At 31.8% G+C, this 19,972-nt stretch carries 10 protein-coding genes; all 10 read right to left on the bottom strand.

Annotated elements, in window-relative coordinates; translation table 11 throughout:
- Positions 1-34 precede the first annotated feature (34 nt).
- Positions 35-1,723, bottom strand: a complete 1,689-nt coding sequence (locus tag EC396_RS03025; RefSeq protein WP_129365228.1) for a RagB/SusD family nutrient uptake outer membrane protein — start codon at positions 1,721-1,723, stop codon at positions 35-37.
- 12 nt (positions 1,724-1,735) lie between these two features.
- Positions 1,736-4,786, bottom strand: coding sequence for a SusC/RagA family TonB-linked outer membrane protein (locus tag EC396_RS03020; RefSeq protein ID WP_129365227.1), 3,051 nt, complete (start codon positions 4,784-4,786; stop codon positions 1,736-1,738).
- A gap of 32 nt (positions 4,787-4,818) precedes the next feature.
- The gene (locus EC396_RS03015; protein WP_164975188.1) at positions 4,819-6,576 is read right to left on the bottom strand and encodes a RagB/SusD family nutrient uptake outer membrane protein; all 1,758 of its coding nucleotides are present in this window, start codon (positions 6,574-6,576) and stop codon (positions 4,819-4,821) included.
- A gap of 16 nt (positions 6,577-6,592) precedes the next feature.
- On the bottom strand, positions 6,593-9,766 hold the full coding sequence (locus tag EC396_RS03010) for a TonB-dependent receptor (RefSeq protein ID WP_129365225.1): 3,174 nt from the start codon (positions 9,764-9,766) through the stop codon (positions 6,593-6,595).
- Positions 9,767-9,970: 204 nt separating this feature from the next.
- A complete protein-coding gene (locus tag EC396_RS03005; RefSeq protein WP_129365224.1) occupies positions 9,971-12,811 on the bottom strand; it encodes a T9SS type A sorting domain-containing protein in 2,841 nt (946 codons plus the stop codon).
- A gap of 250 nt (positions 12,812-13,061) precedes the next feature.
- Positions 13,062-14,069 (bottom strand): nucleoside hydrolase-like domain-containing protein, encoded by a 1,008-nt coding sequence (locus EC396_RS03000; RefSeq protein WP_129365223.1) that lies wholly within the window; start codon positions 14,067-14,069, stop codon positions 13,062-13,064.
- 2 nt (positions 14,070-14,071) lie between these two features.
- Complete coding sequence (locus EC396_RS02995) at positions 14,072-15,454, bottom strand: sulfatase (protein WP_129365222.1); 1,383 nt, start codon at positions 15,452-15,454, stop codon at positions 14,072-14,074.
- Between the two features lie 24 nt (positions 15,455-15,478).
- The gene (locus EC396_RS02990) at positions 15,479-16,648 is read right to left on the bottom strand and encodes a cellulase family glycosylhydrolase (protein WP_129365221.1); all 1,170 of its coding nucleotides are present in this window, start codon (positions 16,646-16,648) and stop codon (positions 15,479-15,481) included.
- Between the two features lie 5 nt (positions 16,649-16,653).
- Positions 16,654-18,261, bottom strand: coding sequence for a glycoside hydrolase family 43 protein (locus tag EC396_RS02985; protein ID WP_129365220.1), 1,608 nt, complete (start codon positions 18,259-18,261; stop codon positions 16,654-16,656).
- 10 nt (positions 18,262-18,271) lie between these two features.
- Positions 18,272-19,963 carry a family 16 glycoside hydrolase gene (locus EC396_RS02980; RefSeq protein ID WP_129365219.1) on the bottom strand — a complete coding sequence of 564 codons (1,692 nt, stop codon included), beginning with the start codon at positions 19,961-19,963 and terminating at the stop codon, positions 18,272-18,274.
- Positions 19,964-19,972: the final 9 nt, after the last annotated feature.

Below are 19,972 nucleotides of genomic sequence, written 5' to 3'. Positions count from 1 at the left end.
CTCATTTAAAATTTAAATTCATTTGTTTTTAAAACTACCATCCCATATTTTGAATTAAAGGATATTTTTGTGTTTCCGATAAAGGAATAGGACCATATATTTGATAGCTACTATAAATTCTTGGACTAACATTAAATGGTGTAAAAGTTGTTTGATCTTCAGAAATTCTCATTCCCATAACATTTTGATTCATTACATCTGTTAAACCCCAACGTCTAATATCCCAAAATCTAAAGCCTTCAAAACTTAGTTCAATTCTTCTTTCATTTCTAATCAAAGTTCTCATATCTTCTTTACTTGAAATACCATCAACATAAACTGTACTATTAATACCTCCTCTTTGTCTAATTGCATTAACAATTTGTTTTGCTGAATATCCAGAAACCATATTGTCTGGTCCTACAGCTTCATTAGCAGCCTCTGCAAAATTTAACAAAGCTTCTGTAAAACGGGCATAAGTATAAAAATGATCTCTACCAGTAATTGATCCAGACGGGTCTAATTTCACATTTTGATCCATAAACTTTTTAATATAATAACCTGTTACTGTTGAAGTTGCCAAATTATTCAAACCATCAATCCCAGAATTTACATATGTTTTAATGGCTTTACCACTAAATATTTGATTATTATAAATAACATATTTTGACAATCTTGGATCTCTTTGGTTGTATGGATTGTTTGGATTGTACGACAATGATTCATTGATTGGTGTTCCATCAGCCATACCAAAGGCATCTACAAAATTTTGAGATGGATTTGTTTCTCCTTTTCCAAATAATGAAGGAGGTAAATTTGCCTCTTCCCAATCTTTCTTATTTGAAATTCTTGTAGATGACCAAAAAATTTCTTTAGATTGAAAATTATCATAGAAAGTAACATCCGAAGATGATAAATTTAAACCACCATTGGCTGTAATCACTTCTGCTGCGTAGGTTGCTGCTTCTTGCCATGTAACAGATCCTGAAGCACTGTATGATGGACTTGCTGCATATAATGCTACTCTTGATTTTAATACCATAGCAGCTAAACCACTAATTCTATTTAAATTTCTTGCTCCTAAAACGGCATCAACTTCAGTATCGCCTTGGTCTTCCCAACGTGCTGGCAGGTTAGAAATTGCAATATTACAATCTGCAATAATAAAATCTACACATTCTTTAAACGTGTTTCTAGGTAACTCTACATTTTCACCTGCTACAATTACATGGTCTACAATTGGAAAACCTAGATATTCTCCATTACTACCTTTTCCTGAGTGATTTTGTAATAAAACAAAATTCCACCAAGCCCTTAAAGCATGTGCCTCACCTTTGATACGATTTCTAAACAAAGCATCTTTAGATTCACTTGAAGGAAACCAAGTAACTTTATCTACATTTTCTAACAATGTATTTAAATACAAGTTCATTTCATAGGCTTTTGACCATTGAGATAAAGGATTTTGGTTAGATGCCCAACCACCATTATTCATAACTTTAATATTAGAACTTACATCGTTTGTAGCTGCATCATCACTTGCCACATCTATATCAAAATTATAGTTTGTAGGTAAGTTTTTATAAGCTTTAAGCAACCATCCTTCTGCAAACACTGGGTTGTTTATAGCGTCTTCATATGTGATTCTATTTTCTAAATCTGGATCTAGAAAATTCTCACAAGAAATCACTAACAAAGAAAGAATTGCAGTAGCACTTATTAGTATTTTATTTATTTTTCTCATAATTAAAAGTTTTTAAAAAGATGTAACTACACCTATGGTTCCACCTCTGCTTACTGGTCTTGATCCAAGACCTAAACGTAAGTCACTTATATCTTTATTCTTATTAACAACAATTAAATCATTTCCTTTTACAAATATTTTAATTGATTTAAATACCTTACCATTCATCCCATCAAAGTTGTAAGACAATTGCATTGTTGGAATTGTAAAATAATTGTTTTTATAAATCCAGAAAGTTGAATTTCTGTAGTTATTATTATTTTTTGAAGAAGATAAACGAGGCATTGAAGCATTTACATCTAAATTATTTGGTCCATAAGCATCCAAAGCAGTTTCAGAATACTTCATTTCTCCATAAGTCCAGAAATAAGCATTATTTCTATATCTATCTTGTCCTGATTGACCTAAGCCTAACATATAAAATTCTAAATTTTTATACGAAAGGTTTACATCAAAACTGTATTGTGTAGTAGCTTGACTATTACCAATAATTGATTGATCATCATCATTAATAACACCATCATTGTTATAATCTACGTACTTAATATCACCAGGTTGAACAGCTCCAAAGGTAGGTGTTGGTAAACCAGCCACTAAAGATCCGTCTGTATTAAAATCAGCTACTCCGTACAAACCATCAGCTGTTAATCCAAACATTGCAGCATTGCTATTACCTGTTCTAATTCTTTGTTGTGCATTATCAGCATAAATTGGCTCATCCATTTTATCAACTTTACCAATACCAACAATAGAATAATAACCTGCTGATATTTTCCAATCGTCACCAAAGCTTTTATTATATTTTACACTATACTCAAACCCAGTATCAATAAATGAATTGTTATTATCAGTAATGGTATAACCTAATAAATCTGGTGTTGAATTATTCATTTCTGTTATTAAATCATAAGCTTTTGAATGAAATAAACTAGCCTCAGCATATATAGATTTTTTCAAAAACAATCCTTCAAAACCAATATTATATTCAAAACGTTTTTGCCATCCTACATTAGATGCTACGTTGTTATAATTTAACTCTGCATTTCTAACAGCATTATTTCCTGTTGTATTTGAATAGTTAAACCAACCACCCGTACTAAAAGAAGTTTGGTTTAGATAATAATCGTTCCAATTGTCATTTTTCAACCAACCAATAGAACCTCTTAATTTAAAATAATCTGCTTTTATGGTATTTTTAAAGAAATCTTCATTGCTTAATAACCAGCCCAAACCTACAGTTGGTGCAAAAGCATATCTATCACCTTTGTTTAATTTTCTAGAACCTAATAAAGCTCCACTAAATTCAGCTACATATTTTTCTTTATACATATAGTTAGCTCTAATCCCATAATTTAAACGTTTAGGATCTTGTAAGGTATTTGGCAACGACAATTCTGTTAAATAAATTAAACCTGTTGCGTTAATTGAATTATCGCCAAAATCCTTTTCGTAATCTACAGTAGTAATTGAACCAAATCTTCTACTAAATCCAGCTTCAGTACTACTTACCGAATTTTGATTAGATGGTACGTCTAAACCTATTTGCATAACGGCAACTTGGTTTAAATCGTTGATAAATGGCTGATAAACTGCATATGATTTATTTTGATTTTCTACTGAAGTATTTAAGAAATCAAATGTTACATTTTCGCTTATAGACAAGCCTTCGGTAATAAAATTTAAATCCCATTTTAAACCTGTGTTTACTTGAAAATAGCTATTGCTTATTTTTTTCTCACCTCTTCTAATCATATCTCCATATGTATTTCTTGGAAACTCAGAAGTACCACCCAACAAATATTTACCATCAACTAAATTTGCACCATCATAACTCAATTCATCTTCAATACTTGAAATAGGTATTAATAATGGGTATGAATTTGGCAAATTAGTTTGTGCTTGCGTCCAAAAGTCTGAAGTTACAACTCCATTATTATCAACATCATATACATCTGGAGTGTTGTAGAAATCAAATAACGCAACAACATCCAAATTCATAGTTAAACTAGGTGTTATGGTATAATTTGTATTGGCTCTTATATTTAAACGATTAGAAACTTCTTTTGTTCCTAAATCTTTCAACCAACCTTCATTATTAGCGTAACCCATATTTAAAAAGTACAATGTTTTTTCATTACCTCCAGATGCTTCCATATTTACATCATAAAAACTTACATTGTCATTTAAAAAAGTATTTCCATAATAATCTGTATTAGGGTGAAATAATGGATCTGTACCATTTGCAGCAGCTTCAATATCACTCTCAGAATATTTTGGCAATTTACCATCGTTGATGTTTGCTTGATTGTAAACACCCATATAATCGGCAGAATTTAAGTATTTTGGCAATTCTCTGGCCGATTGAATACCATAATCTGCTCTAACAGAAAAAATTCTATTTTTGGCATCACCTCTTCTAGTTGTAATTAAAATTACACCTTGATCAGCTTCAGCACCATATAAAACTCTAGAAACGGCGTCTTTTAATACGGTAACTTCTTCAACTTCTGTTAAATTAATATAATCTGGAGATCTAACAATTCCATCAACAACGTATACCGCATTTCCATACCCCAAAATGTTAGTTCCTCCAAAAACACCACCAACTTTACCATAAGTTGCACTTCCAATACCAAGACGTTGATCTTTGGCTAATTCTTCTTTAACATCTACAGCAGATACACTACCTACAATTCTACCTTTTTCTAATTTTCCAAAAGGAATATTTATTTTATCTTGCTCTTCAAAATAAACATTTTCCTTTTGTAAGGTTATCTCAAGATTTTGTATTGTATTTGAAACAACAATATCCTGAGTTTTATAACTATCAAGTGCTACCGTTAATTTTGCAGCCTTATTTACAGAAATTTCAAATTCACCGTTTAAGTTAGAATAAGCCTGACTATTATTACCAGCCTTTATTATAGCTCCAACTAATGGTGCATTAAATTGATCTGTAATTTTTCCTTTTAAAACATAACCATCTTTATCTTGTGCATTTAGTGATACCATCACAAAAAATGCAAAGAATAAAATTAGTTTGTTATATAATTTTTTTATCATTACGTTAGTTTATTCGGTTATTATTAATATTACTACCATCCTGCATTTTGAGGGAACCCGTCATAAGATGATGTTAAGTTTCTTGGAAGTGGCATCCAATAATTTCTATCATCAAAAATAAATGGCTGAATTATTTCTCTGTTGAAATACGTGTAATTTTTATCAAATGACATTTTCCATAAAGTATCATCTGGTTTAATTTTCCAACGTCTCATATCATACCATCTATGCCCTTCAAAGCAAAGTTCAACATCACGTTCATATCTTACCAACGATTGGAAATCATTGTTATAAACGGCTAAACTTGTAACCTGTGCTTGACCAGCTCTTGCTCTAACTTTGTTAACAGCTGCTAAAGCTGTCATACTGTAATTAGATGAAGTTCCTGTTGCATTTTTTGTAGCCTGATAAGCTGCTTCAGCATATATTAAATAAATTTCAGCCAAACGTAAATGTGGTGTAACATATCTAAAGTTATTCCAACCGGCATCCTTTTTATTAACACCTAATGGCCACATTTTATGCACTATATAAGGACTTAAAGTGTTACCACCATTTAGCGTACTACCTCCGTCATATAAATTCATTATTGTAGAAGGGTGTATTCCAGCCATATCACGATCAACATAAATAGCTTTTCTAAATCTAGGATCTCTGTTATTCCATCTTTTGTTATTATCAAAATCGTAACCACCTACATCTGGACCTCCAGGAATGTATTTAGTACCATCGGCCATTTCAAAAATATCTACAAAATTTTGGGTTACAGCTTCAGTAATCGCATTACCCCCAAACAAACTTTGATGTGGCATATACAATCTTCCTAAAAATGTATTTACTTCTCCAGAACCAACATCTCTTTTAATTTTTTGGAAAATTGTTTCCGTAGTTGTTGGAGTTAAACCATCAGTTCTGGCAAACATATCAAGGTAATTGTCAAAAGGTACTAAGGCATATACCCCTTTATCTGCTAATTTTAACACTTCGGCTGCAGCGTTAGCGGCACGACTCATATAACCAGTATCAAAAGTTGCAGAATTTCTTGAAAACTCATTCATTAATGGGCTACCTGCATATAACAATGCTTTTGCCATTAAAGAAAAAGCGGCTCCTTTTGTTGCTCTACCTTCATCTGTACTATCCCATTTTTCTGGTAATAAAGCTGCAGCCTTTTCTAAATCCTCAACTAAATACTCAGTACAAGCTTGGTAATCAAATTTACCTTTATACTCATAAAATCTAGGTAATTGCAAATCACCATCAGCTGCTAGCACAGAATTAATATATGGTATTGAGCCATATGCTCTTAAAATTTCCCAGTGAAAAAATGCTCTAAAAAAATAAGCTTGACCTTCAATAAGGTTTTTCTCTTCGGGAGTTGCATCAATTAATAGATCTAACTTTTCTAAAGCAATGTTTGCTCTTCTAATACCAGCCCAGCCTTCATTCCAAATTCCAAATTTCCCATCTCCATTACCATAATCGTTGAAATTTGAACGTCCATTAACTAAATTCCAGTAATTTCCTGTTGAAGCAGCTTGGGCTGTATTCCACCCTTGAACTGCAATTGTTTCACCAGTAAAATTTTGAGCCACACAAATTTTAGCACTGTTATAATCTATAATATAACGGTACATTTGATCTAAAAACCCTGTAAAGCTATAATAACTACCAAAAACATCATTTTCTGTTATGTCTGCTTCTGGCGGTACATCTAAATAATCTTCACAACTAACTGTTGTAATAGAGATTATAAAAATTGTTACGAATATTCTAAAAATATTTTTCATTTTTTTCATTTTTTAATTAAAACGTAGCTGAAAGTCCAACATTAAATAATTTAGTAACAGGATAATTTCTGTAATTATAATCTTGCCCTTCTATATCCACTGGTAAATCTGACCATAAAATTAGGTTGTTACCATTAACAAACACACGCAGTGCAGTCAAGCCTATTTTACCGATGGCTTTCTGAGGTATGTTATATGCCAATTCTGCAGTTTTTAAACGAAACATTGATCCGTCTTTTTCGTAATAATGACCATTACTTACTCCTCTTCCATAATTTAAAGCTCTAAAAGTTGGATTGCTATTTGCATATTCAGGAGACCAAGTATCATCTAACAGATCTTGATAAATTGCAGGTGAATTAAACCCAAACTCACCTAAATTTACATTTTGAGTTACATTAAATTGTCCGTAAAAATTTAAACTTAAACTAATTCCTTTGTAATCACCTCCAAGTGCCACAAAATAAGTGTTGCGAGGTCTACCAGGATATCCGTAAGGAATAACATCGTTTAAATCAATAACACCATCAGCATTATAGTCAATTAATCTATAATCACCTGGTAATAAATCTACACTTGAAGCACCTAAAGCACCGTTATAAATTTCGTCCCAACTTTGAATAATACTTGATGAAATATAGCTTCTTGTTTGATCAATTGGAAACCCTGCATCTTTTTGATAATCAGGCAATAATTCCGGATCTTCTTTTTGAATAATTTCATCCTCAACCAATGTAAATTGTAAAGAACCCCAATAGTTAAAATCTCGAATATTATTTCTATAGTTTAACTGAAATTCATAACCGTGACTTTCAGTAATACCTATATTTGCTGCAGGTGCAGGTGCACCATAAAAGTCAGGTACATTTCTTAAATTGGCAGTCACCAAAATATCCTCTCTTCTTTCTTTCCAAAAATCAAGTGTAGAAGTAAGTTTATCATCAAAAAATCCTAATTCAATACCAAAGTTTTGTTGATGTGCTGTTTCCCAATGTAAATCTGGATTTCCAATAACACCTTCACTATAAATTTCTGGGCCATTGTATAAAGGACCATCTCCAAAAACTGCTCTATTGCTATTAATTTCATATGATGTAAAATAAGGCCATTGTCCAATATTTTGTGCATTGTCGTTTCCAACATATCCGTCTGAGTATCTTAATTTTAATTTACTCATTACTTTTTTAGCACCTTCAAAAAATTTCTCGTTAGACACAACCCAACCTAAACCTACAGATGGGAAAAACTCAAATTTATATCCGTCTCCAAACTTTTCACTACCATTATAAGCCCCGTTCAATTCAATATTATAACGATTGTCAAAAGCATAGGTTACCCTACCTGCCCAGTCTTCACGTTTTTGAGGCCAACCATTGTAAACACCTGAATATCTTTTTACGTTTTCACGACTAAAAAGTGCTAGACCTGAAACATCATGTTTACCAAAACTTCTATTGTAATTTAAACTAATTCTATACATCAATCTAGAATAATCTGAACTAGCTGCTGCATCCGTAATTCTTTCAGTTTGATAGTCTAAAGGTGCATCTATAAATTCAAAACCATTTGTTGAGTTGATATAATCACCTGGATAAAAATACGCAGTATAATCTTCTATATTAGCATTTGGATCATCAGACGTATAAAAAGCAGGATCAACCCATTTCATTAAAGTACCATCATCACCTATACCTGCTCCAATAGTTCTAAAATAATTATCATAAGCCAATTCACCTGTAATTTTTAAACCTTTGGTAATTACATCTAAATCTTGTTCTAACTTAATATTGGTATTAATTTCTCCTCTGTGATCAATATTAACTCCGTTAAAGTTTAATTCTACAAATTCGTTTTCTCCAAATCTTTCGTAATCTATCCCTTGCCCAAAAGTACCATCTTCGTAACGTAAAATTGGTGTTGTCCAAGGTTTTGAATATACCCCATACCAGAAATTAAAAACTGGTGCTCCAGAACGAGATTGCGAACCGTAATAACCTCCTAAATTAACACCTAATTTGGTTGTTTTTGTAATGGTAAAATCTAAGTTAGTTCTAAAATTAAAACGCTCATATTTAAAATCGGGATCATATCCTTGTCCAACATCAGTTGTTTTTAAAATATCCCCATCATTCACATACCCTAAAGATCCATAATATTTTAAAAATTCTGTACCACCTGAAACGCTCATGTTTAACTTATAGGATAAACCAAAGTCTTCCAACATTTCATTAGCCCAATCTGTATTTGCATATGCATATGGATATTGACCAGTTCTAAAATATTCTAATTCTTCCTCAGATGTATAGTCTGCCCAACCTACTGGATTTACAGACAATCCATTTACAATTGCATAGTTTTTTGCTTTTGTACCAATATAACTATTTAAAGTTTTTGGGATTCTTGATACTTGTTTAAAAGAAGCATTTGCATCAACTTTAAATTTAGCATCACCTACAATACCTCTATTAGTTGTAATTAAAATTACACCATTACCACCTTTTACACCAAAAATTGATGTTGCAGATGCATCTTTTAGAACAGAAATACTTTTTACGTCATTTGGATCAACATCATTCATAGATCTTTCAACACCATCAACCAAAACCAATGGTCCTGCATTATTCCATGTTGATTTTCCACGAATTAGAATTTGTGAATTTTCATAATTACCATCAACAGCACCTCCTGGTATACCAGTACTACTTAATACAGTAACCCCCGGTAAAGTTCCACTTAAAGCATCTGTTAAATTTGTTACAGTTCCTCTTTTGTTCAACTCTTTACCTGCTAATTGACCAATAGCACCTACAACACTTTCTGATTTTTGAATACCGTAACCTACAACAATTACCTCATCTAAAGAGGCAACATCGGCAGTTAAAGTAACATCCATTTTGGTTGATTTTGTTATTTTAATTTTTTTAGTAATGAAACCCAAAAAATTAAAATTAAGTTCATTACCAACACTTACTTCAATAGTAAAATTACCATCAAAGTCTGTTGCAACACCTTTACTAGTTCCTACAACTAAAACTGATACTCCGGGTAAAGGTTGTCCGGATTCATCATAAACAGTACCGCTCACTTTTGCTGTTTGCGCATGTAATACGGATACAAACAAAAACAACAAGAGCGTTGTTAATGATCTCCTAGCTTTAAGAAAAATAAAACATTTTTTTTGCTTACTCATTTTAAATACATTTAAATTAAATTTGGTTACTCAAAATTACTCTTAAGGTCAAAAAATCCTATACTCATTTGAACATTTGTTTGGTTATATTGTTCTAAAATAGCATTTTTAAACCTGTTTTTCTTTTAATATTCTCAATAATTACAACGTTTTCAGGCATTTATTTAACTTTTCTTTAACAGCAGCTAAATCTTACCTATTTGATTACAATTTTACAAATCTAACTGGTTCAAATATCCCTTTAATTTTAATAAAATACACACCAACATTCAATTCTGAAACGTTTAATTCTATGGTTCCATCGGATGACTTAACTCCGAAATTTTTCACAACAACTCCTTGTATGTTGTACACTTTGATTACTTCTTTTTCACTATTTATTTCACTGGTTTTTGGTAATTTAATTGTTAATTTATCGTTTACTGGATTTGGGTATAATTGCAATTTTTGATGTATGACATCTAAGTTTTTTGTAGACAAAGTAATATCACAACCTTTATCGTTTACATTTGTTCCTGGTGGCGTATTAGGACATTCATCTATATCATTGGTTACACCATCTTTATCGTCATCATTTGTAAAATTTTCTAAAAAAACAAGAATTAAACTTTCTCTAGATTTCAATTGGATTGAAGTAACTTGCTCATTGTTATTCTCAGGGTTTAAATAAACTCCATCAACATTACCTACAATACTGTTTATAGTAACACTTTGACTCATATCTGTGTTAAAAGGATTTACAAGTACCAATCCTTTTTCAAATTTTCGAGCATATAAATTGTTTGAACCTACTTTATAATTTGTAAAATTTTTATAATCATATGATTCTGTTGGAACACCTATATCATAGGTAAAAAAGGGTTCAACAACTATATCATAATTACCTGATCCATCATCAGTCATTGGAGAAATACCCATTCTACTAGCAATTTTTTTATTCTCATCAACATGAACACTTAATAAATAAGATGCATAACAGTATTTATTAAAGTCATATCTAATTTCATTGGTTAAATCATAAGCAAACCATTGATTTTTAAAACCTGCATTGATAGTCATCGGTTGGTTTGGTAGTTCTTTTTGAGCCAATAAGGCTATGGCTTTGCAATTATTTATCCAAGTATTACCCATATACCATTCTAAAAAACGACCATTGGCATATTTACTAGACACTCTAAAAATATCGTTGGTTGAAACTGGATTTCCATCATTATCAATCGCCCCGGTATCGTCACTCATATGTCCCCAGCTATTTTCATGACAAAACCCATCCAATGCTCTTGGAAACTCCATTGTTTTTTCCATCATGTACCCACGTGATGAAGTGGTATAATTTTGATCGTACAAAACGTTGTTACCATAAATTGTGGGGTAGTAACCCATTTGAGCGTAAAAGCCTTGATAAATATAATTTAGTGCTACTTTGGTATCATATACAATAGCTTCATTGGTATACACTTCTTCTTTTGAATGGTTCCATAAGGTATAATTACCTCCTGTCATATTTTGACCACCCAGCAATCCTACCAGAATATCAATCCAAATACCATCATGATTATAATTACGTGCGTAGTTAATTGCGTTTTGTTTCAAATTTTCTTTTCGAGGTCCAAATACTGGGTTGAAATATGACAAATTACTATTATTTCCGTTTTGAACTGGAATAACCGTATATAATGGAGCTGTTACAGTACTATTTACGGAATGAGAAGTAGCAATACTTCCATCTAAACCTCGTTCAACAGTTACCGTAATTGGATAACTATTTTTACTACTTACCGAAACCAGCTTCATTAATTCATTATCAATACGAATCCATGTTGTAAAGTTACCTGGTTCACTTGCCACAAGACCTAACCCTTTATTATCCGAAGGCTTACTAATTGCAAAAGAAATATCTGAGGCTCCAATTGAGTTAATTAAATTTCCACATCTATAATATAGTAAATCTGCTTTTTTATTATTGAGTAAGGCACTTTTTTCAGACCAACCACCTTGATAATTAATTACCTGAAAATTGGAATCTTCAGCGTGTAAGTTATTCGCACTAAAATTAGTGTTCTGATTGTTTGTAGCACCACTCACATCGCCTCCACCAATTACATAATCAAAGTTTGATGTTATTTTTTTATTTATTTCAAAAGTATAATCCATACCACTATTCCACAGGTGTGCATAAATTGGATAAGGTGTAGCATTGTCTCCATAAGTTGAAATTTTGGTTTGTACGTCTTTTACTTCAACCAAATCTTGAAGTGCTACATTTACTGTTGTTGTATTACTTTCAACATTTAATGTTGTACTATATATTTGAAAGTAATCTTTTTGAACACTATACTTATACGCATTATTTAACAATAAGGTTAATGAAACTTTCCCAGTTGCATCAGTAAAAACTGGTTCAGGAAAACTTTCAATTTCAATAGCTGCACCTTCAACAGGTTGATTATTTGAATCTTCAACTAAAAAAGTAACTTCGTGTGTATTATTATCTTTTGTTAAGATTACATTATTTACATCTAATTTTGCAACAGCACCCTTTGTACCAATACATATATATATTGCGGTAGCATCTGCTGGCATTGTAATATTGTACGAAAAAGTTTCAGAACCATCTGTCTCGGCAGTACCAGTTAGTCCAGACATTGTTGTCCATTGACCATTGTTATTATTACAAAAATCACGTAAATTTGTTGCTCCAATGGTAAAAACTGGAATAGTTAGCTGTGTTTCTTTCTCTATTGCAAAACCAAATCCTGTAGTTTGCTTTGCAACAATACTTTTAAAATTAATGGAACAGACATATGGTAAACCAGGTATTATATTGGTTATTTTTTGATAAAGAACCCCATTATCTCCATATAAACTTGCAAAGTGATCCCCATTGTCTACCATTAGGGAAGTAGCGGTTGTATACTGCCAACTATTTAAGCTTCCTGCACTCTCTTCAAAATCATTATTTAAAATTACATTTTGTGAATAGACTGAAACACTAAAAAAACAAAGTAGACAAACAATTTTAACAAAGGGTAATGTTTTTTTCATAAAAAAGATATTAGATTATTAAATCAAATATCAATTTATTATAAAGAATTTGTTTTCTGTTTTAATCCTAATTTTAGCGAAATTGTTTTAATTTATAATTAAGTGATGATTAATTTTAATTGTAAAAAAACACAAACAACTGTTTTATAATTAGTTAAAAAAACAACCTCGTTTTTATTTAAAAAAAAGAGTTAAACAAAAAAAAACTCCTTGTTTGGAGTCTTTTTTAATAACAATAATAAACTTAAAACTAATTTGAAGCTGCTTTAGAACGTCTCAACAATTCATCATGAATGCTTTTAGAGTACAATTTAAATTTAGCTTCATTTTGCTGTTCTACTTCTATAAAATTTGTTCCATTACTGGTTATATCCATTAAACTAACACCCCAATTGCCCAACAACACCCAATAAGTTGCAGCATCAGAGTGGTCAACAGAATTAAATACAAACTTACCTTCTGCAAATATTTTTCCTAAATTACTTGTTTTGAATTGATTGTAATATTCCTGTCCTTTAGGACTTCCGCTAACAATACCGTGTTGTCCATTGGCGCCACATTCATAGAATTTAATAAAACCATTTAAAGCTTTCTCTTTTAAATATTCACAAGCTGATCTGTCTTCGTTACAATTTGCTACTTTCCAAGGTTGTTCTACAGTACCCTGATGCAATGACGAATTGGTCCAATGTGCAATAAATCTAATTTTATTTAAAATATCCATTCTGTTATTTGCCAAACAATAATTTACCAATATTGCAGGTTCTGTTAAAGAGCCCCAGCATAAAACATTCATTATATCATCTTCTTTTTCAACAGCATCAACAAGCGTTTGAACTGTATTGTAATTTTCTAATGTTTTATATGATTTTTCTGAATTAAATCTTTCTGCTGTTTCTTTGATACAAGATTGAACAAATTCAATTGATTCTGGAAACCCACCTATGTTTTTATTTAAATTTACTACATCTTTTTTATAGGCTTCTCCAAAAAAAATATTAGCCCAATCTGCTTGATTTCCAGATGTTTTATGTTCGCTTCTATGCGTACTTGCAATAACTATTCCTTTGGTATCAAACATATTTGACAATAATAGATAACCAGCCATTGCCGAAATATCATCTGGATCATTGGCTGTGTTGTGATCTTTCCCTGGAATTGATTTATCAGACATATCAGAATAAATCCAAACTTTTGGTTTTTGGGCTTGCACTAGAGAAGTCATTAAAACCAATACTAATAATAGTACTTTTTTCATCTTTATTTATTTAAATACTGTTTATCATTTTTTTTGAACCATTCTATTGTTTTTGTTTTCAACAATTCAGATAGCTCTTTATGTTGTTCGTAAATATTTGTTGTTTCATTAGGATCTGTTTTTAAATCGTACAATTCTACTTCAGTCCCATTTATATTTGTATAAAATTTATAGTTTTTATGTCTTGTTGCTAGTTGTAAACTTCTGTCGTATTTCTCAGGAAAATTATAGTGCTCATTTCTACCATATTCCCAAAACAACTCATTTTTTCTTTTCACCATTTTTGAGGTTAAAAAAGCTTCACTTACATCTTCTCCATCAATTTTATATGAATTTGAAAAGGTTGCTTTTGCCAGTTTACTTATTGTTGGTAATATGTCAATTGCTGAAATAATTGATGTAGAATCTATTTGGCCCGATTTAATTTTCCCTGGCCAATAAGCAATAAAAGGCATTTTAATACCGCCTTCATATAAACTATTTTTAACCCCACGTAATCCGTTAGTGCGTAACTTATTAAAACCTGGAGCCGGCCCATTATCACTAGTAAAAATGATTAAAGTTTTTTCACTTAAACCCATTCTTTTAATTCCTTCAACCAACCTCCCTATTTCAATATCAAAAGCATCAATAACAGGTTGAAGGTTTTTTAAATGACTAAACTCCTTCTTTTCAGCTTGTTCTGACTCTAAATTTGGAACCCATGGTGTATGAACATCATCGGGCCACAAGTTTATAAAACAAGGTTTCTCTTTATTTTCTTTTAAAAATCGCAATGTTTTATCTACAAAATAAGCGGTTCTTTCCCATCGTTTTATACTATCAGTAGCAGCCCAAATCCAATTAGTAGAAGTTAATAATGGATCCGGATCTGGACTTTCATAAGTTGAATTGAATACATCAAAACCATACTCTGCAATTGATGGAGCATCTTTTACATCTCTTCCACCACCCATATGCCATTTTCCAAAATGCGCGGTTTTATAACCTGCATTTTTTAAAATGTGCGCCATTGACGGTGCTTTAACATCTAAAAAGTTGGATTGTTCGCATTTTTGATTGAATTTTTTATGACTCAAAAACGTATTTATATTCCAGCGAATAGGATACATTCCTGTGGTTAATCCCACTCGAGAAGGTGAACAAACAGGAGCGCTTGTATAGTAATTAGTAAACACTTTTCCTTCTTTTGCCAACTTATCTATATTAGGTGTTTTTTGAACATTCCCATTTGTATATGACGCATCACCTATACCCATATCATCAACATACACTATAATAATATTTGGCTGTATCTCCTTATTTTCTGAAATTGACTTTGAATTATGGCAACTTATAAGTACAAATACAAAAGTAATAACGCATCCTATTTTAATATTTCTCATTTTATTAATAGTTAAAAAAAGGAATTATTTGTTTTTTGTCAATTTCTTAAATATTTCAATTTCATCCTTATTATAAGGAGTACCATCAAATCTTAACAAATCATGAAACCAAACTTTTGGTTCTGGAAATTCTTCACCAGGTTTTACAACATTTCCTTCTGCGCGCTCTTTTTCAACATCTCTACCTTTTAAACTACTCCAAGCCCAAATAGTACCCGATTTACCAGCCACAAACCCCCAGTTTACTGCTCCTATTTTTGCTTCTTTTAACCTTGGAAGCATATTTTCTACGGTGCTCCCATTGTTTCTTGCCAACCATTCTGTTAACAATATTGGCCTACCATCTTTTAAATATGGATCTATCGTATTTTTTTTGACTTTCTCCCAATTACTATAACTATGCAACGAATGTAAGTCGGAGTTAACTCTGTTAATTTTTATATTAATTTCTCCTACACTTCCTTCTGTTGTTGAAGTAATAGGTTGTGACGGGTTTATTTCTCTAGCCCAAATCCAAGAATCATACACTAATTGTTTAGACTTATCTCCAAACGATCCTCTTAATCTATTATCTCTGCCAGGTTCATTATACAACTCCCATAATAAAATTCGTTTGTCATTTTTAAATCGTTTCATGGTATTTTGTATATAACCTTTTAATCTACTTACTTCATCTTTAGTAGCTTTACCATCAGCATACCTTTCAGCCAATTCTCTTGCTGGACTATTGTTCCATCCTGAATTATGATATGCTTTTACAGGTAAGGGTTGTACACCTAATTTTGGATTTGGGTGATGGCAATCATCAAAAAAAACAAACCAAGGTTTAATTTTATGTTTTTTACAAATTTTTAAAAACTCATCCATTCTTTTGTACAACCCCTCTTCATCATCATCCCAAACTAAATCGTGTAAAAACACCCTTAATGTATTTATACCAATTTCTTCAGCCCACGATAATTCCAAATCAATTCTTTTTGGATCCCAAGTAGATGCTTGCCACATTTCAATTTGATTAATGGCCGTTGCTGGTAAATAATTACAACCTACTAACCAAGGTTGTTTATCATACCATTTATTTATTTTTTCTTTACTCCATTGTCCCGGTACTGGAATAGAATCATTTATTTTATTTTGTGCTGAAACCAACACAAAACTTAACATACAGCATATTATCGCTATTTTTTTCATCATAAATATTATTTATTTTCTTTATATATAAACCAATCAAAATTAGCCTTAGATTTTGATTTCACACCATTACTAGTTGCGTACATTCCAACAAAAGGGCCACTAAAACCTCCAGCAACCTCATCAGAAACAATACTTAAATCTTGTGTATCACCAATCGTTTTATAATCGTTTTCAGAAGTCCCATAGCTAAATGTAGCCCTAATATTATCACCTTCTATTTTGAAATAAACCTCTTTTCCTTTAAAAGGAACGCGTGCCATTTCTTTTCGATTGCCTTTTTTTGTAGCTATCAATACCAATTCGTTTTTCTCTTTGACCAATTGAATATGATTGGTGCTATTTCTATACACAACCAAACCAGCTTGCTCATTTGATTTTTTTGAATTGAATACCATTTTTGTTGAAGCTTCAAATTTGTGATGTTGAATTCTACGAACAATTAGTGATGGATTTACCAAACTATCCAATACTTCAGGTCGCACATCAATAGTTAAGCTTCCTTTTTCTAAAGTGTACCATTTTGAATAAGGTGTTCTTAAAAAATTCCATTCCAACCCTAATTCGCTATTTACAAACTCATCTTTTTCTTCAACTTTTTTCACAGGTGACCAAGGTAAATTTGGACGTTTTTGTTCAAAAGACAAATGCCCTATTCCCGGATTAAAAACTGGTAAAGGATAACCTTCTTCACTTTCAAACTTTACAGGTGTTAAAAATGTTTCACGAGCTAATAGCGAAAAGTCTTCCTTTTTTCTTTTCCCCAACATTACTGCCCACCATTCGTTATTTTGAGTTTCAATTAAATCGGCATGACCTACTGAGTGTACAGGGAAATCTTTTCCTAATTGTCTATGAGACATTACAGGATTTGAATGAAAAGGAACATAAGGTCCCCAAACACTATCACTATGGTGCATTGTTACAGAATGTTGAAAACCAGTACCTCCTTCAGCAACCAATAACAAATATTTTCCATCTTTTTTATAAATATGAGGTCCTTCTGTCCAACGCGCATTTGCTGCATGTCCGTGCGTAATTTGTTTTGCTTGACCAATTAATTTTCCTTGTTTGGTATCTAATTCTTGAATCCAAGCACCATTTTTATCTGGCCAATCATTTAAACCTGAAATATTGGCGTGACCAACATAATAGCATTTACCATCATCATCCCAAAAAAGTGATGGGTCAATTCCACGAGAACCTAACCAAACGGGATCAGACCAAGGTCCTGCCGGATTTTTAGCAGTTACATAAAAATTTCCATCGCAATTAACACAGGTCGTAATTAAATAAAATACGCCATCATGGTGTCTAATGGTCACCGCATAAATTCCTCTTGAATCTTTCAATCCTTTTGGCAATTCTACTTGATTTGGACGTGTAATTCCATATCCGATTAATTCCCAGTTCACTAAATCTTTACTATGGTGAATTGGCATTCCAGGAAACCACTCAAAACTTGAGTTTACCATATAATAATCGTCTCCAACCCTACAAATTGAAGGATCGGGATAAAATCCTGAAAGGATTGGATTTTCAAATGTTTCTGGTGCTGTTTGTGCAATTATTTGTGTTGCTACCAGCAACAACATGACTTTTAATATTTTTTTCATTATATCTATTTTAATTCTTTAACTCTCTAATTTCTATATCTTTAAACCATATTTTATTTTGCGAATTCATATGACATTGTAATGCTACAAACCCTTTAGTTCCAACTTTGTGCTTTTTATGAGCCTTGTCATTTATAATACCTTGGCCATCATAATTTGAAACTTCTACATTATTTACAATGGTTTTAATGGTGTTTCCTTTACAAATAATGGTCATATCATTCCAGCCAGTTCCTTCATTTTCATTATAATAAATTACTTTTTTTGGTGCATAAATTTCCTTTTCAATTTTCCAATCCTTTAAACTTGGATTAATCCATCGTTTGTATTCACGGGTTTCATCATAAATCAGTCCGTTTCTCCAAGGATCATTAGGGTTGATATCTACCTGTGGACCTTCCATCCAACCTTCAATACTATTTCCATTGATTTCAATTTTTGCAGTTTCATCAAATCTGCTTCTCACCTGAACACCACTATTTCCTTTATTTTCGTTGGAAGCTTTAAATTTTAGTCGCAATTCAAAATTTTCAAATTCTTGGGTACTTTGAAGCCAAACATGACCGTGTTGTTCACTGTTTATAGAATTTGAAAGTATTGCACCATTGTCCACTTTCCAAAAGTTTTTTGCAATGTCTCTTTCTGAACCTTTAATATCCCAACCTTCTAAATTCTCACCATTAAATAATGAAATCCAATGGTTATTCAATGAAAAAACTTCCATAGAATTTAAATTTCCACCACCTTTATTTGGACTTCCTGCAACTGTATAAATTTTACCTTCAAAAACAACGGTTCCACCACCATGACGACCCGTATTTAAAGGTGCTAACTGTGACCATTTATTGGTTTCTAAATCTAAACATTGGGTTGTATTATAAGCTTGCTTCCACTCGCCTTCACCCCCAGCATATATAATTTTATTATTGAAATAAACCAATCCACCGGCTGCCGTTGGAAATGGTAATTTTTCTTTCATTGTATGCCATTCTCCATTTTCAAAATTATACACATCTACATAAGGCATTGTTTCTTCAAAAAATGCTCCAAAACGATCAGGATAATGAAAACTGGTATTTCTACCACCAATGCAATACAAATTATCACCAACAATTATGGTTGAAAAATGATCACGAATATGTGGTGCTTTGGTGAGTGTTTTCCATTCACCAGTAATAAAATTATAACTATTAAAATTATTATTGGTGCCGCTTGTATGCCCAAAGTCAATACCACAAGTTAAATACAGTTTATCTTTATAAACTGAGGCTCCTGCTCCACCTCTTCGAATATTGGCTGGAATTTCGGGTCCTTTTTCCCAAGCATCTTTTTCGGGATAATAAATCCAAATATTTTCAACAGGAATTTCTTTTGGGTAGTGAGAAGTCATTGCGCCAACAACGTATATGGCATCTTGATAGGAAACTGCCTGAAAATGGTGCATTTCAAAAGGTGTTTTTCCTTTAACTTCCCATGTATTTGTTTTTGGGTCGAATACATTTACAGGATTCAATCCTCGACCTCCAATCAAATAAAATTTGTCTTTGTATGCAACCATTGAACTTTCATGGCGCGCCGTAATTTCACCTTTAGTTTCTAACGTTGTCCATCTAAAAGATTCTAAATTTTGTGAATTCAAACTAAATCCTACAAAAAATAAAATCATACAAATACTTGCTGTTTTTCTTAATTTAAAATTCATAATTATAAC

The sequence above is a fragment of the Lutibacter sp. HS1-25 genome, assembly GCF_004121075.1.
Classification (GTDB): Bacteria; Bacteroidota; Bacteroidia; order Flavobacteriales; family Flavobacteriaceae; genus Lutibacter.
This window is presented reverse-complemented; position numbering and strand designations above follow the sequence as displayed.

Bases quoted from the DNA above. Each gene is read 5' to 3' on its own strand.
- EC396_RS02985 (WP_129365220.1), bottom strand. From the start codon at position 18,261: ATGAAAAAAATATTAAAAGTCATGTTGTTGCTGGTAGCAACACAAATA.
- EC396_RS03020 (WP_129365227.1), bottom strand. From the start codon at position 4,786: ATGATAAAAAAATTATATAACAAACTAATTTTATTCTTTGCATTTTTT.
- EC396_RS02995 (WP_129365222.1), bottom strand. From the start codon at position 15,454: ATGAGAAATATTAAAATAGGATGCGTTATTACTTTTGTATTTGTACTT.
- EC396_RS03005 (WP_129365224.1), bottom strand. From the start codon at position 12,811: ATGAAAAAAACATTACCCTTTGTTAAAATTGTTTGTCTACTTTGTTTT.
- EC396_RS02990 (WP_129365221.1), bottom strand. From the start codon at position 16,648: ATGATGAAAAAAATAGCGATAATATGCTGTATGTTAAGTTTTGTGTTG.
- EC396_RS03010 (WP_129365225.1), bottom strand. From the start codon at position 9,766: ATGAGTAAGCAAAAAAAATGTTTTATTTTTCTTAAAGCTAGGAGATCA.
- EC396_RS03015 (WP_164975188.1), bottom strand. From the start codon at position 6,576: ATGAAAAATATTTTTAGAATATTCGTAACAATTTTTATAATCTCTATT.
- EC396_RS03000 (WP_129365223.1), bottom strand. From the start codon at position 14,069: ATGAAAAAAGTACTATTATTAGTATTGGTTTTAATGACTTCTCTAGTG.
- EC396_RS03025 (WP_129365228.1), bottom strand. From the start codon at position 1,723: ATGAGAAAAATAAATAAAATACTAATAAGTGCTACTGCAATTCTTTCT.
- EC396_RS02980 (WP_129365219.1), bottom strand. From the start codon at position 19,963: ATGAATTTTAAATTAAGAAAAACAGCAAGTATTTGTATGATTTTATTT.